A 13,604-nucleotide genomic window follows, 5' to 3' on the forward strand; every position below is an offset into this window, starting at 1 on the left:
GCTTCATACGGGCATCAACCGCTGTTGATCGCCCGTATTTTTCTGTCGCGCCCCGCCGCAGCATAGGTTAAAGAAGCCGCAAAGCGCCCCCTGTTTCTGTTGCGGTTCGCACGCGCCATATTCCTCATTAGTGGATTGCGCGCCGCCCGAAGGATTTGACGGTCGACGATGACGATTTCCAACACCCGCCCCATCACCCCGGACCTCATCGCATCGCACGGGCTGAAGCCTGACGAATACGAGCGCATCCTCGGCCTGATCGGGCGCGAGCCGACCTTCACCGAGCTCGGCATCTTCTCGGCCATGTGGAACGAGCACTGCTCCTACAAGTCTTCCAAGAAGTGGCTGCGCACGCTGCCGACCAAGGGGCCGCGCGTCATCCAGGGCCCGGGCGAAAACGCCGGCGTGGTCGATATCGATGACGGCGACTGCGTCGTCTTCAAGATGGAAAGCCACAACCACCCGTCCTATATCGAGCCCTACCAGGGCGCGGCAACGGGCGTCGGCGGCATCCTGCGCGACGTCTTCACCATGGGCGCCCGTCCCGTCGCAGCGATGAACGCGCTGCGCTTCGGTTCGCCCGACCACCCGAAGACCCGCCACCTCGTTTCCGGCGTCGTTGCCGGTGTCGGCGGCTACGGCAACTCCTTCGGCGTTCCGACCGTTGGCGGCGAAGTCGAGTTCGATGCCCGCTACAACGGCAACATTCTGGTCAACGCCTTTGCCGCCGGCCTCGCCAAGAGCGATGCCATCTTCTACTCCAAGGCCGAAGGCGTCGGCCTTCCCGTCGTTTATCTCGGTGCGAAGACCGGCCGCGACGGCGTCGGTGGCGCGACCATGGCGTCCGCCGAGTTCGACGAGTCGATCGAAGAGAAGCGCCCGACCGTTCAGGTCGGCGACCCCTTCACCGAAAAGTGCCTGCTCGAAGCCTGCCTCGAGCTGATGACGACCGGCGCCGTCATCGCCATCCAGGACATGGGTGCAGCCGGCCTCACCTGCTCGGCCGTCGAAATGGGCGCCAAGGGCGACCTCGGCATCGAGCTCGACCTCGACACCGTTCCGGTGCGCGAAGAGCGCATGACCGCCTATGAAATGATGCTGTCGGAAAGCCAGGAGCGCATGCTCATGGTGCTCGAGCCCGCCAAGGAAGAGGTCGCCAAAGCGATCTTCGTCAAGTGGGGCCTCGATTTCGCAATCGTCGGCAAGACGACCGACGACCTGCGCTTCCGTATCCTGCACCAGGGCGAAGAGGTTGCGAACCTGCCAATCAAGGAACTGGGCGACGAAGCGCCGGAATATGATCGTCCCTGGACCCCGGCCAAGACCGCGGCACCGCTCGCAACCAACGACATTCCGGCAGCCGACGTCGCCGACGCGCTCGTCAAGCTCGTCGGTTCGGCCAACAATTCGTCGCGCCGTTGGGTTTACGAGCAGTACGACACGCTGATCCAGGGCAACTCGCTGCAGCTGCCGGGCGGCGACGCCGGTGTCGTGCGCGTCGAAGGTCATGCCTCCAAGGCGCTTGCCTTCTCCTCCGACGTGACGCCGCGCTACGTCGAAGCCGATCCTTACGAAGGCGGCAAGCAGGCGGTCGCCGAATGCTGGCGCAACCTGACGGCAACCGGATCGCTGCCGCTGGCAGCCACCGACAACCTCAATTTCGGCAACCCGGAACGCCCTGAGATCATGAGCCAGCTGGTTCATGCCATCAAGGGCATCGGAGAAGCCTGCACCGCACTCGACTTCCCGATCGTGTCGGGCAACGTCTCGCTCTACAACGAGACAAACGGCCAGGCGATCCTGCCGACCCCGACCATCGGCGGTGTCGGCCTGATCAAGGACTGGTCGAAGATGGCGCGCATCCGCTTTGCCGCTGAAGGCGAAACGATCCTCGTCGCCGGCGCGCCGGCCGGTCTCGGCTCGCACATCGCCCAGTCGGTCTATATGCGCGACGTTCACGGCCGCACCGATGGCCCGGCGCCCCATGTCGATCTGGTGCATGAGCGCAAGGTTGGCGACTTCGTCCGCGGCCTGATCGTCGACGGTCTTGTAACCGCCGTGCACGATTGCTCGTCGGGCGGCCTGGCACTTGCCGTTGCCGAAATGGCGATGGCTTCGGGCATCGGCGCCTCGGTCGACGCTGTTGCCGGCCATGATCCGATCGCGACCTTCTACGGCGAAGACCAGGGTCGCTACGTCGTGACGGTTGCCGCCGGCGCGCTCGACGCGGTTGCCGCTCGTGCCAAGGCTGCCGGCGTCTCGCTCCCCATCATCGGCAAGACCGGCGGCGACGCCGTCAAGCTTGGCGACGCCAGGGCCGTCTCGGTTGCGGATCTCCGCGCCGCCCATGAAGGCTGGTTCCCGGACTTCATGCAGGGCGACCTCGCGCCTGAAAACTGAGAGATCGATGACGGGAGCCGCACTTTCTGCGGCTCCCGTCACCCCTGTTGCGTGCCTGCTTGCAGGCGCTGCCGAGGGCGATCATTTGATCGTGTCGGCGCTGGCAACTGCCCTCCCTCACCCAATTCAGCAATTGCGTTCCGCCCCTGAATCGTGGTTCCCTTGTTTCATGGACAACGTCGGCAGGCTGCTGACGTTGCAGAATAAAAAGGGAGTTGGCGTATCATGCCCATGACACCAGGCGACATCGAAGACATGATCAAGGCGGGGATTCCCGGAGCCAAGGTCACGATCCGCGATCTGGCCGGTGACGGCGACCACTATGCCGCCGAAGTCGTGGCCGAAGCGTTTCGTGGCAAAAGCCGCGTGCAGCAGCACCAGATGGTCTACAACGCACTGAAGGGCAATATGGGCGGCGTGCTACATGCCCTGGCACTTCAGACGAGCGCGCCGGAGTAAGCTGGCGTGGCTGACCTGATCAAGGAACTCGTCAGCGGCGTCGTTGACAGCGCGCTCAAGGAAATTCTGAGGAAGACCGGCGTCAAGCGCACGACCACCAAGCGGACGAAGCGCCGGACGCGGCCGGCGGCCTCTGGCGGCGGCATCCTCGCGGATATCCTTGAAGCCGCCATCCGCAAGCCGGCGAAGAAACAGGTCAGCCGGCGGAAAACCTCGGCGGCGCGCAGCAAGGCGCGGCGCCGCACGGCTTGAGTGGTATTAAAACCACATCTTGAGGCCCATCAATATTTGTTGCGATTGGGTGGTGAAAATCACCAATATGCATGCTATCTAAGACCCAATCGATATCCGGCCCTTGAAGCCGGCGCAGGAAGGAAGACAGGATGAGCGGAATTCACGAATTCATCGACAACGAAGTCAAGACGAACGATGTGGTGCTCTTCATGAAGGGTACGCCGCAGTTCCCGCAGTGTGGCTTCTCCGGTCAGGTGGTCCAGATTCTCGACTACATCGGCGTCGACTACAAGGGCATCAACGTGCTCGCCGACGCGGACCTGCGCCAGGGCATCAAGGACTATTCCAACTGGCCGACGATCCCGCAGCTCTACGTCAAGGGCGAATTCGTCGGCGGTTGCGACATCGTGCGTGAGATGTTCCAGGCCGGCGAACTTCAGTCCCACCTTTCGGAGCAGGGTATCGCCGTCAAGGGCGCTGTCGCCTGATCTAAGGACGCCTTGTCCCGATCCATCGGAGAAGGCGGGCAACCGCCTTTTTTGATTCGGACGTTCCGTCCGGATCTCGATTTTCGTTGTCTTCCCAAAGGCTTTGCGCGCTTGGTTCGCGCAATGACCGTTTGAATGTTTGTGAAAGCAGGCTTCCTTCCTGAAACGTTTCCGGCGTTCTGCAGCGAGGCCTGGGGCCGCATTTTCGGCCTGTCATGAAGCAGTCGCGATCGTTCGGCATAAGCAGCAGCGGTTCCCGCTCCGGCCTCCCGGCACGGAAATGACCCCGTCGCTGCCGATCGATGCTCCCGCCGCTTCCTGCAGGCCCGGTCCATGTGGTGCGGCTTCCCGGTCGCTCCCGCCTGACATCCCTGTGCCGACCGGCATTTAGCCAGCCGACATCCTTCTTTTTCCGGAGCGGTCCGGACCCAGACCTGTTTCGCTTGGCGCCCACCGCGCCGCTAGGACTTTTGAAATGACAAGCACGACCAACGACGATGCCCTGCCCGGCCTCACGAAATTCCAGTTCATCGCGCTGATGGCCACACTGATGGCGACGAACGCGATTTCGATCGACATCATGCTGCCGGGCCTCCAGGAAATCGGGGCCAGCCTGGGCGTGGCGTCGGAAAACGAGCGGCAATACATCATCACCGCCTACCTGCTCGGCATGGGCGTGGCGCAGCTGTTCTTCGGCCCACTGTCGGACCGGTTCGGGCGCAAGCCGCCGCTTCTGGCGGGCCTTGCCCTTTATGCCGTCTGTGCGGTGGCAATTGCCATGGTGCCGACCTTCGGCCTCATGCTCGCCCTTCGCTTCATGCAGGGCGCGGGTGCGGCTGCCACGCGCGTCATCACCATCTCGATCGTCCGCGACGTCTATGGCGGCCGGCAGATGGCCGAGGTGATGTCGCTGGTCATGATGGTGTTCATGATCGTGCCTGTGATCGCCCCGTCGATCGGCCAGCTCATCATCAGCTTTGCCGAGTGGCATATGATCTTTGTCATCGTCGCGCTTTATGCGGTGATGAACATCGCGATCGTGCTGTCGAAGCTCGGCGAAACGCTTGATCCGGCCCACCGCCGCGCCTTCACGCCTTCGGTAATCCTAAGCGGTTTCCGCATCGTGCTGACCAACCGGTTGTCGCTGCTTTATACGCTCGCGACCTCGGTTATCCTTGGCGCGCTCTTCGGCTTCATCAACTCGGCGCAGCAGGTGCTGGTCGGCGTCTACGATCTGGGCGTGTGGTTTCCGCTTGTCTTTGCGGCTTTCGCGAGTATGATGGCGGTCGCTTCCTTTACCAACTCCCGCCTCGTCCGCCGCTTCGGCATGCGGCCGTTGTCCCATGCGGCCCTCTGCGGCTTTACGCTCGCAAGCTTCATCTGGATGTCGGCCTCGCTCTATGCGCCGCTGCCCTTCCCGGCCTTCGTGGTCCTCTATTGCGCCACGATGTTCCAGTTCGGGCTGATCGCGCCAAACTTCAACGCCATGGCCATGGAGCCGCTCGGCCATGTCGCCGGCACGGCGTCCTCGGTTCTCGGCTTCATGCAGACGATCGGCGGGAGCGTGATCGGAGCCTTCATCGGCCAGTCCTTCGACGGAACGGCCACCCCGCTTGCCACCGGCTACTTCACCGTCGCGGCCATCGGCCTCGTCTTCGTGCTCATCGCCGAACGCGGCAAGCTGTTCAAACCGCACCATCAGCCGGCCGGCTGAGCTCTAAAGCGCCAACTGTCGCTGTCGCGCTCTAAACCGCCGACCAGCCTTTTCCAAAGATTGAATTTACGGGTTTTCCCAATGTCCACCATCACCAATCAATCCGAACATGTCGACGGGGTCTCGGGGGCCGAGCGCCTCAACATGGGCATCGTCGAATTCATCATCACCATCGCCGTCATGACGGCGAGCGTCGCCATCGCCATCGACAGCATGCTGCCGGCTCTGCCGGCAATCGGCCAGTCGCTGAACGTCGCCAACACCAACGACAGCCAGCTGGTGATCGGCGTCTTCTTCCTCGGCTTCGGCATCTCGCAGATCTTCTTCGGCAGCCTGTCCGATGCCTTCGGCCGCCGCAAGGTGCTGCTCGGCGGCCTCGCCTTCTTCACCGTGTCGATGTTTGCCGCCGCCCTCACCCAGAGCTTCGAGACGCTGCTGATCCTGCGCTTCATCCAGGGCATCGGTGCTGCGGCCATCCGCATCACCACCATGGCGATCGTGCGCGACTGCTTCGGCGGCCGCGAAATGGCGCGCGTCATGTCCTATGTGATGATCGTCTTCATGATCGTACCGATCGTCGCTCCGTCGATCGGCCAGCTCGTCATCCTCTATGCCAACTGGCACTGGATCTTCATCCTGATCGGCGTCATCGGCGCGATCCTCTTCGTCTGGGCCTTTTCCCGCATGAAGGAGTCCCTGCCGCGCGAAGAGCGCATGCCGCTCTCCGTCGGTGCGGTCGCGTCGGGTTTCAAGACCGTTCTCACCAACCGCATCACTTGCGGCTACATGATCGGCATGACGATGTTTACCGCCGTCATCTGCGCCTACATCGTCACGGTCCAGCAGATCTTCGGCGAGGTCTACGGCCTCGGTGACTGGCTGCCGATCGCCTTTGCAGGTACGGCCGGTGGCATTGCTGTCGCCAACTTCGCCAACGGCTTCTTCGTCCGCAGCTTCGGCATGCGCCGCATCTCGCATGTCTCGATGATCCTGTTTACGCTGATCTCGGTCGCGGGCTTCGTGATGTCGCTCTCCGGCACGCCGGCCTTCGTCGTCAGCTATCTGATGTTCTCGGTGCTCCTGATGTTCTTCGCGGTCATCGCGACGAACTTCACCGCGATCAGCCTGGAGCCGATGGGTCACCTTGCCGGCACCGCTACGGCGATCACCGGCTTCGTCTCGACGACCGGTGGCGCGCTCATCGGCGGCGCCGTCGGCCAGCTCTTCAACGGCACGCTGCAGCCGCTGTTCGGCGGCTTCGCCCTCTTCGGGGCCTTGACCATCCTGGCAACGCTCTGGGCCGAGAAGGGCAAGCTCTTTACCCATCCCGGCGACAAGGACGTCAGCATGGATCACGGTGGCGGCCATATGTAACCGGCCGCCGTAAGGCAAACAAAAAGCCCGCCCGGAGCAATCCGGGCGGGCTTTGTATTTTGGGCTGCTTCGAACGGCTTAGACCGTGAAGACCTCGCGGCGCAGCGTCTCCCAGCTCTCCTTGTCGGTGGCAAGCAGCAGGCCGCCATTGAGATGGGACGGCAGATAGGGCGAGCCGTCGAAGCGGGCGGCATAGGCGCCGGCTTCCTGCGAAATCAGCGTGCCAGCCAGGTGATCCCACGGCATCAGCTTCTGGTACATCAGGAAGTGGATGTGACCGCCGGCAAGCATGCGATATTCATGCGCGGCGCAGCGGTAGCTGGTGGCGATGCGAACCTTGGCCATGTTGGCCATGACTTCGCGGCGTGCTTCCTGCTTGTAAAAACCGGTCGAGGCACCGCCGACCATGGCCTCGAGCGGCACGCCTGCGGTGACCGACAGGCGCTCCTGCGATCCATTGGCGCGGCACATCCAGGCGCCGGAGCCCTTCTCGGCGATCACCCAGTCGTTGCCGAGCGGATCGTAGATGATGCCGGCAACCGTCTCGCCCTTGGCGACGACGCTTGCCATAACGCCGAAGAGCGGCACGCCGGCGGCGAAATTGAAGGTGCCGTCGATCGGGTCGACGACGACGGCGAGATCGGCATCGGCGAGCTTGTCGAGCAGCGCCGGGTCGGCCGCAACCGATTCTTCGCCGACGAAAAGTGCGCCCGGCGCGACGTCTTCGATGCGTGCCTTGATCAGCCGTTCGGCCGCCTCGTCGCCCTCGGTCACGAGGTCGATCGCTTCCGATTTCACCCTGACGTCGCCGGCTTCAAGATTGCGGAACCGCGGCAGGATCTCTTTCACCGCCGCTTCCTGCAGCAGATTGGCAAGGCCGGCAATGTCGACGGAATGGCTCATTCTTTGGGCTCCGGTGTGAGGGACTGGAAATCGAACAGCTTGGGATCGAGCAGGTGCGACGGGTTCACGTGGCCAAGCGCCCGCAGCATCGTGTCCTTGCGGCCCGGCATGCGTCGCTCGATATCGGCCAGCATCGCCTTCATCGCATTGCGCTCGAGGCCGTCCTGCGAGCCGCAGAGGTCGCACGGGATGATCGGAAACTCCATGGCCGCCGCGAACTTGGCGAGATCGTCCTCGGCCGCATAGGCGAGTGGCCGAAGCAGCATCAGGTCGCCCTCGTCGTTCAAGAGCTTTGCCGGCATCGAAGCCAGCCGGCCGCCGTGGAAGAAGTTCATGAAGAAGGTTTCGAGAATGTCCTCGCGGTGGTGGCCGAGCACCAGCGCGTCGCAGCCCTCTTCACGGGCGATGCGATAGAGGTTGCCGCGGCGCAGCCGCGAACAGAGCGAACAGTAGGTCGCCCCCGTCGGCACCTTTTCCTTCACGATCGAGTAGGTGTCGCGATACTCGATGCGATGCTTGACGCCGATCGATGCCAGGTATTCCGGCAGGATGTGCTTCGGGAAGTTCGGCTGGCCCTGGTCGAGGTTGCAGGCAATGAGCTCCACCGGCAGCAGCCCGCGCCATTGCAGATCCATGAGCAGCGCCAGCAGGCTGTAGCTGTCCTTGCCGCCGGAAAGGCCGATCAGCCAGCGCTTGGCGCCCTTCAGCATGCCGAAGTCGTCGAGCGCCTGGCGGGTCTGGCGAAGAAGGCGCTTGCGCAGCTTATTAAACGAGACGGAGGACGGCATGCGGCTGAACAGCGGATGCGCGCCGGCGTCGATTTCGGTCTCAAAAATGGTTTCGGCCTGGTCTTGCGACGCGTTGAGCGAAAGGTCCATGGCGGGGATCCTGTGCGGCAGGCAGGCGCAACCGGCGCCCGGCTAATCTTGGGCCAGCACTTGCCCGCTCCAGCCGTCAAGATCAAGGGAAATCGGCCGCACAGTGCAGATCGCCCTTGTCGGACGAGTTCAGGGACCGAAGACCGACCAGCCAGTGCGCGCCGCGAGCATTTCGAGCGCCAGCGATCCGAGCAGCGAATTGCCGTTTTCGTTGAGGCCAGGCGACCAGACGGCAACCGACGCCTTGCCAGGCGCCACCGCCAGAATGCCGCCGCCAACGCCGCTCTTTCCCGGCAGGCCGACGCGATAGGCAAAATCGCCCGAGCCGTCATAGTGGCCGCAGGTCAGCATCAGTGCGTTGATGCGCCGCGCCCGCTGGCGCGAGACGACGTTATGGCCGGTCAGCGGATTGCTGCCGCCGGCGGCCAGAAACAGCCCGGCTTTCGCAAGCTGGCTGCAGGTCATGGAAAGCGCGCAGTGATGGAAATAGACGCCGAGCACGTGGTCGACGGGGTGGTCGAGCTTGCCGAAGGAGCGCATGAAATTGGCAAGCGCGAAGTTCCGGTAACCGGTGGCCGTCTCCGAACGCGCGACCTCATGGTCGATGACGATCTGGTCGTCGTCGGCGAGATAGCGGACGAACTGTACGATCTCGCCGATCAGTTCCCGCGGCGTATGGCCGGCAAGGATCAAGTCGCTGATGGTGATGGCGCCGGCATTGATGAAGGGGTTGCGCGGCTTTCCGCCCTCTTGCTCGAGCTGGACGATCGAGTTGAAGGCGGAGCCTGAGGGCTCGCGGCCGACACGGTGCCAGATGTTCTCGCCGTGCTTGCCGAGGGCCAGCGTCAGCGTGAAGACCTTGGAGACGCTCTGGATCGAGAACGGCACCTCGGCATCGCCGACGCGATAGATCTGGCCGCCTGTGGTCACGATCGCCATGCCGAAATGCTTGGCGTCCACGCGCGCGAGCTGTGGAATGTAGTCGGCGACCTTGCCCTGGCCGAACCGGGGGCTCAGCTCCCGATGAATGTCGTCGATGATCGCCTGCAGATCCTGCGGCTTCTGCTCTTCGGGCATCGGGCTTCCCTCTTGGTCATCGCTTTCGGATCGAGGCGACGATAAGGCGCTTATTCGCTGGGGTCCGCGGTAGCGCGGATGCTGATCGGCACTGACAAAAAAGCCGCCCGTTTCCGGGCGGCTTTCGAAACGTCACAAGGCGAGAGCCTCGGATTAACGCGAATAGAATTCGACGACCAGGTGCGGTTCCATGACGACGGCGTAAGGCACGTCGGAGAGAACCGGTACGCGGACGAAGGTCGCGACCATCTTGTTGTGATCGGCTTCGATGTAGTCCGGAACGTCGCGTTCAGCGAGCGAAACCGATTCGAGAACGGTTACGAGCTGCTTGGACTTTTCCTTGACTTCGATGACGTCGCCCGGCTTGCAACGGTAGGAACCGATGTTGACGCGGACGCCGTTGACCTTGACGTGGCCGTGGTTGACGAACTGACGGGCAGCAAAGACCGTCGGAACGAACTTGGCGCGGTAGACGATCGCGTCGAGGCGCGATTCGAGCAGGCCGATCAGGTTTTCCGGGGTGTCACCCTTGCGGCGGTCAGCTTCGGCGAAGATCGCGCGGAACTGCTTCTCGCGGATGTCGCCGTAGTAGCCCTTGAGCTTCTGCTTGGCGCGCAGCTGTACACCGAAGTCCGAGAGCTTGGACTTGCGGCGCTGGCCGTGCTGGCCCGGGCCGTATTCGCGGCGGTTTACCGGGGACTTCGGACGGCCCCAGATGTTTTCGCCCATACGGCGGTCAATTTTGTACTTGGACGATTCGCGCTTGCTCATCGCATTTCCTTTCAAACAGTTACACCGGCCTGTTTCCAAACCGGATCAAGGAAACACGCCCTCCTCTGAACCCATTTTCGGGGCTCTGACAGGTTTCTCACGATCACGCAGACGGAGAAGCCACGGGACATGTCAAATGAAACACCGGACATTTCTGCCCGGCGTTGGGGCGGCTTTAGTGGGTCCGGCTCCTGTTGTCAAACGAAATCGTGACAAACAGCCGTTGATCAGGCCGGATCACTCGGTGGCGCTTGCTCCAACGAAATCAGCAGTTTCCTGAGGAGCGCCGCCAGCGCCGTGCGGTCTTGCTTGCTCAGCACCTCGAGGTAGCGCGACTCGCTCGCCATGTCGGCGCGAAAGGCGGTTTCCGCAAGGGCTATTCCCTTTTCCGTCAGCCCGACGACGCTGCTGCGGCCGTCGGACGCCGAGCGTTCCCGCTGGATCAATCCTGCCTTCTGCAGCCGGTCGAGCCGGTGCGTCAGTCCACCGGACGAAATCATCAGCAGCGTATAGAGATCCGTCGGCGTCAGCCGGTAAGGCGGGCCGGATCGCCGCAGCGTCGAGATCACGTCGAACTCGCCGCGGTCGATGCCGAAAGAGGCAAAGGTCTCCTCGATCGAGGGGCGCACCAGATTGGAAAGCCGGTAGGCGCGCCCGAGGATGGCCATAGGCTCGGTATTCAGGTCGGGCAGTTCGGCAGCCCACTGCGCTTGCAGACGGTCCACATGGTCCCTTCCCTCATTCTCATTCTGCATCGTTCACCTCGGCATCGGTCAATATATCTTGACGAGAAGATAGTTTCGGATAATATCTTCTCGTGAAGATAATTTATTCCCGTTGGGAAGCCAACCCGGACGACGATGGAGGCCAGCATGTTTCATGTCATTCCCCTTACAGAACAGAAGCAGAGCCCAAACCGCACGATCCTGTTTGAAGGTGGGCAATTCGGCACGCCGATCTCGCTGTTCCTGATGGATGCCGAGCCTGGCCAGGGGCCTGCCCTTCACGTTCATCCCTATCCGGAAACATGGATCGTGCACTCGGGCGAAGCGGAGTTCACCGTCGGAGAGCAGAAGATCATGGGTAAGGCCGGCGATATCATCGTCGTCGATCCGGAGACGCCGCACCGCTTCGTCAATACCGGCACCGGCCGCCTGCAGATGACCTGCATCCACGCGTCCGATCACGTCATCCAGGAATGGGTCTGACGCCACGACACCGTAACGCGCCAGCGCCGTCTGAGCGTGGTCGGAATAGCTGATGCCTTTACGCGAAAGGTCCAGGTTCACTCCGCCGCAGCGGCAGCCGCAGCCGTCACATCCGGCCCGTTGGCGTCGCCTGGAGCGGTCTCGCTGCCAAGGTCCGGGAACGCGACGATGCGCTTTCCGGCAAAATCCGCATGGATGACGATCAACCCATGCTCCTCGAAGTAGCCGAGCAGACGGCGGGCCCGCCTTGCGGAGTGCGTGCCATAGGCGCGCGCGATCATCGCGTCGGAAGGGCACGGCAGGCCGCGGACGGCCGCCTGCGCCATCATCAGGAACACGGCCTGCAAGTCCTCGGTAACGCGATCGGCAAGCTGCAAGGCCTGCGCCCAGGTTTCTGTTGCCGCCGTCTCCGCGTCGATGCCGGAGCGCGCGACGGCCATCTTGCGGCGGAAGGCGCTCAGCGACAGGGCTGCACCGGATGGCAGCCGGCGAATGCGGCATCGCACCAGAAAATCCTGGAACAGTTCTGCATCGGGGCGGAAGGCCGCTTCCGGATTGCTGAGGATTTCGACAAAGACGCTGTCGAGCAGGCTCTCTTTTTCCTCGGCGGAAAGTTCCGGCTGCGCCTGCCTTGCCTCGACCGGCGCGGCAGGCTCGGGCCGCGGGCGGGAGAGCTCGGCCAGGATGTCGGTCGTCGGGCGCGGCGGCGCAACGGCGCGGCGCATGATCGGCCGCGTCAGCTCCTCCGGATCCGGCGTGAAGATCAGATCCTCGACGTCCTGCGGCGCCTCGGGCAGCGGCATCAGCTTCGGGCTCGTCGAGCGCGCCGAGGTCTCGACCGCGCCGATCGTCACCTTGAGCGGCCGGCGCGACAGCGCCGGGCCAAGCGCGACGAAGGAACCGCGCTTGAGGTCGCGGAACATTTCCGCCGTGCGCCGGTCCATACCGAGCAGATCGGCGGCGCGCAGCATGTCGATGTCGAGGAAGGTACGGCCCATCAAGAAGTTCGAGGCTTCCGCCGCCACGTTCTTGGCGAGCTTTGCCAGGCGCTGCGTGGCGATCACTCCGGCAAGGCCGCGTTTACGGCCGCGGCACATCAGGTTGGTCATGGCGCCGAGCGAAATCTTGCGCACCTCTTCGGTGACGTCGCCGGCAACCGACGGCGCAAACATCTGCGCCTCGTCGACGACGACCAGCACCGGATACCAGAACTCGCGATCCGCATCGAACATGGCGTTCAGGAACACGCCGGCATTGCGCATCTGCTGCTCGATATCGAGACCTTCAAGCGAGAGCACGCAGGAAACACGATGCTGGCGAATGCGGTTGGCAATGCCGATCAGCTCGGCGTCGGTGCGTTCACCCTCGACCACGACATGGCCGAACTTGTCGGCGAGCGTGACGAAATCACCCTCAGGGTCGATGATGCACTGCTGCACCCAGGGCGCGGACTGTTCCAGCAGCCGGCGCAACAGATGTGACTTGCCCGAACCGGAATTGCCCTGCACCAAGAGACGGGTGGCCAGAAGCTCCTCGATATCGAGCGAGGCCGATGTCCCTTCGGACGTCGCTCCCATGTCGATGCCGACCTTCATTTCCACCTCGTCATGTTAAATCTTACGCAGGTCCGGATGCGATACCGTTGCGCACTGTGCCTGAATACTCTTGATTGATTCGCGATCACGCGGAGACCGCCTATCGGGCGACACCTAGCACGGATTTCCCGGAAATCCTGCCGTCGGCGCACATAACCCACAGGGAATACGCTTAGGAAAGTCTCCTCGGAAAAGAACCGGATGTAGAATCTGGCGGTCACAATATAAAGTTGAATGTCGTACTTTTGCGAGAAGGCACGGACGCCCATATGCGATTTGGTCGAAGCGATTTGCCGGGGCAGGAATGCAGCACCACGAAACAGCGCAGCAGATGGAACTGAACAATCTCGATCGCCGTATGCGCGATGCTTACAAGGACACGCAACGGGTCGCCTCGAAAGACGACGCCGAACGCGCCAGCCGCATGCGCTTTCGCGCCGCCTGCGTGCTAGCTGTTCTGATCGGCCTGTTGCTGGCGATCTTCTTTTAAAGCACCGTGCCGG

14 protein-coding genes are annotated in these 13,604 nt (G+C 62.8%); 8 read left to right on the forward strand and 6 right to left on the reverse strand.

The features are described from left to right. Positions 1–168: 168 nt before the first annotated feature. The 6 genes from purL to FA04_RS07695 all read left to right on the forward strand — a co-directional run bounded on the left by purL (position 169) and on the right by FA04_RS07695 (position 6,669). Entirely contained in the window at positions 169–2,400 is a 2,232-nt protein-coding gene (gene purL / locus FA04_RS07670) for a phosphoribosylformylglycinamidine synthase subunit PurL (RefSeq protein WP_034794444.1), read from the forward strand. 225 nt (positions 2,401–2,625) lie between these two features. Further along, positions 2,626–2,859 carry a BolA family protein gene (locus FA04_RS07675; RefSeq protein WP_034794447.1) on the forward strand — a complete coding sequence of 78 codons (234 nt, stop codon included), beginning with the start codon at positions 2,626–2,628 and terminating at the stop codon, positions 2,857–2,859. A 6-nt stretch (positions 2,860–2,865) separates the two neighbouring features. Beyond that, the gene (locus FA04_RS07680) at positions 2,866–3,111 is read left to right on the forward strand and encodes a hypothetical protein (protein ID WP_034794450.1); all 246 of its coding nucleotides are present in this window, start codon (positions 2,866–2,868) and stop codon (positions 3,109–3,111) included. A 131-nt stretch (positions 3,112–3,242) separates the two neighbouring features. Continuing rightward, positions 3,243–3,581, forward strand: a complete 339-nt coding sequence (grxD, locus tag FA04_RS07685) for a Grx4 family monothiol glutaredoxin (RefSeq protein ID WP_034794485.1) — start codon at positions 3,243–3,245, stop codon at positions 3,579–3,581. Between the two features lie 475 nt (positions 3,582–4,056). Next, a complete protein-coding gene (locus FA04_RS07690; protein WP_034794489.1) occupies positions 4,057–5,295 on the forward strand; it encodes a multidrug effflux MFS transporter in 1,239 nt (412 codons plus the stop codon). An 81-nt stretch (positions 5,296–5,376) separates the two neighbouring features. Next, positions 5,377–6,669 (forward strand): multidrug effflux MFS transporter, encoded by a 1,293-nt coding sequence (locus FA04_RS07695; protein ID WP_034794494.1) that lies wholly within the window; start codon positions 5,377–5,379, stop codon positions 6,667–6,669. A gap of 78 nt (positions 6,670–6,747) precedes the next feature. On the opposite strand, the gene FA04_RS07700 is transcribed toward FA04_RS07695, so the two are convergent. The 5 genes from FA04_RS07700 to FA04_RS07720 form a co-directional block, all read right to left on the reverse strand. Beyond that, complete coding sequence (locus FA04_RS07700) at positions 6,748–7,572, reverse strand: inositol monophosphatase family protein (protein ID WP_034794509.1); 825 nt, start codon at positions 7,570–7,572, stop codon at positions 6,748–6,750. Then, complete coding sequence (gene ttcA / locus FA04_RS07705) at positions 7,569–8,450, reverse strand: tRNA 2-thiocytidine(32) synthetase TtcA (protein WP_034794511.1); 882 nt, start codon at positions 8,448–8,450, stop codon at positions 7,569–7,571. Before ttcA ends, FA04_RS07700 begins: the two co-directional genes overlap by 4 nt. 129 nt (positions 8,451–8,579) lie before the next feature. Next, entirely contained in the window at positions 8,580–9,527 is a 948-nt protein-coding gene (locus FA04_RS07710) for a glutaminase (RefSeq protein WP_034794526.1), read from the reverse strand. A 153-nt stretch (positions 9,528–9,680) separates the two neighbouring features. Further along, positions 9,681–10,298: a 30S ribosomal protein S4 gene (gene rpsD, locus FA04_RS07715; RefSeq protein ID WP_034794529.1), complete on the reverse strand. Its 618-nt coding sequence runs from the start codon at positions 10,296–10,298 to the stop codon at positions 9,681–9,683. Positions 10,299–10,525: 227 nt separating this feature from the next. Next, complete coding sequence (locus FA04_RS07720) at positions 10,526–11,053, reverse strand: MarR family winged helix-turn-helix transcriptional regulator (protein WP_034794535.1); 528 nt, start codon at positions 11,051–11,053, stop codon at positions 10,526–10,528. Between the two features lie 117 nt (positions 11,054–11,170). Here FA04_RS07720 and FA04_RS07725 point away from each other — a divergent pair, with 117 nt between their 5' ends. After that, on the forward strand, positions 11,171–11,506 hold the full coding sequence (locus tag FA04_RS07725) for a cupin domain-containing protein (protein WP_034794649.1): 336 nt from the start codon (positions 11,171–11,173) through the stop codon (positions 11,504–11,506). 77 nt (positions 11,507–11,583) lie between these two features. Here the strand turns inward: FA04_RS07725 and FA04_RS07730 are convergent, their stop codons facing one another. Further along, positions 11,584–13,101, reverse strand: a complete 1,518-nt coding sequence (locus FA04_RS07730; RefSeq protein ID WP_034794538.1) for a helicase HerA domain-containing protein — start codon at positions 13,099–13,101, stop codon at positions 11,584–11,586. 304 nt (positions 13,102–13,405) lie between these two features. Between FA04_RS07730 and FA04_RS07740 the strand changes: the two genes are divergently transcribed. Further along, positions 13,406–13,591 carry a hypothetical protein gene (locus tag FA04_RS07740; RefSeq protein WP_034794543.1) on the forward strand — a complete coding sequence of 62 codons (186 nt, stop codon included), beginning with the start codon at positions 13,406–13,408 and terminating at the stop codon, positions 13,589–13,591. Positions 13,592–13,604: the final 13 nt, after the last annotated feature.

Source organism: Ensifer adhaerens, from assembly GCF_000697965.2.
GTDB lineage: Bacteria > Pseudomonadota > Alphaproteobacteria > Rhizobiales > Rhizobiaceae > Ensifer > Ensifer adhaerens.

Coding starts and splice junctions, on each gene's coding strand:
- purL (WP_034794444.1), top strand. CDS start 169: ATGACGATTTCCAACACCCGCCCCATCACCCCGGACCTCATCGCATCG.
- FA04_RS07675 (WP_034794447.1), top strand. CDS start 2,626: ATGCCCATGACACCAGGCGACATCGAAGACATGATCAAGGCGGGGATT.
- grxD (WP_034794485.1), top strand. CDS start 3,243: ATGAGCGGAATTCACGAATTCATCGACAACGAAGTCAAGACGAACGAT.
- FA04_RS07690 (WP_034794489.1), top strand. CDS start 4,057: ATGACAAGCACGACCAACGACGATGCCCTGCCCGGCCTCACGAAATTC.
- FA04_RS07695 (WP_034794494.1), top strand. CDS start 5,377: ATGTCCACCATCACCAATCAATCCGAACATGTCGACGGGGTCTCGGGG.
- FA04_RS07700 (WP_034794509.1), bottom strand. CDS start 7,572: ATGAGCCATTCCGTCGACATTGCCGGCCTTGCCAATCTGCTGCAGGAA.
- ttcA (WP_034794511.1), bottom strand. CDS start 8,450: ATGGACCTTTCGCTCAACGCGTCGCAAGACCAGGCCGAAACCATTTTT.
- FA04_RS07710 (WP_034794526.1), bottom strand. CDS start 9,527: ATGCCCGAAGAGCAGAAGCCGCAGGATCTGCAGGCGATCATCGACGAC.
- rpsD (WP_034794529.1), bottom strand. CDS start 10,298: ATGAGCAAGCGCGAATCGTCCAAGTACAAAATTGACCGCCGTATGGGC.
- FA04_RS07720 (WP_034794535.1), bottom strand. CDS start 11,053: ATGCAGAATGAGAATGAGGGAAGGGACCATGTGGACCGTCTGCAAGCG.
- FA04_RS07725 (WP_034794649.1), top strand. CDS start 11,171: ATGTTTCATGTCATTCCCCTTACAGAACAGAAGCAGAGCCCAAACCGC.
- FA04_RS07730 (WP_034794538.1), bottom strand. CDS start 13,101: ATGAAGGTCGGCATCGACATGGGAGCGACGTCCGAAGGGACATCGGCC.
- FA04_RS07740 (WP_034794543.1), top strand. CDS start 13,406: ATGCAGCACCACGAAACAGCGCAGCAGATGGAACTGAACAATCTCGAT.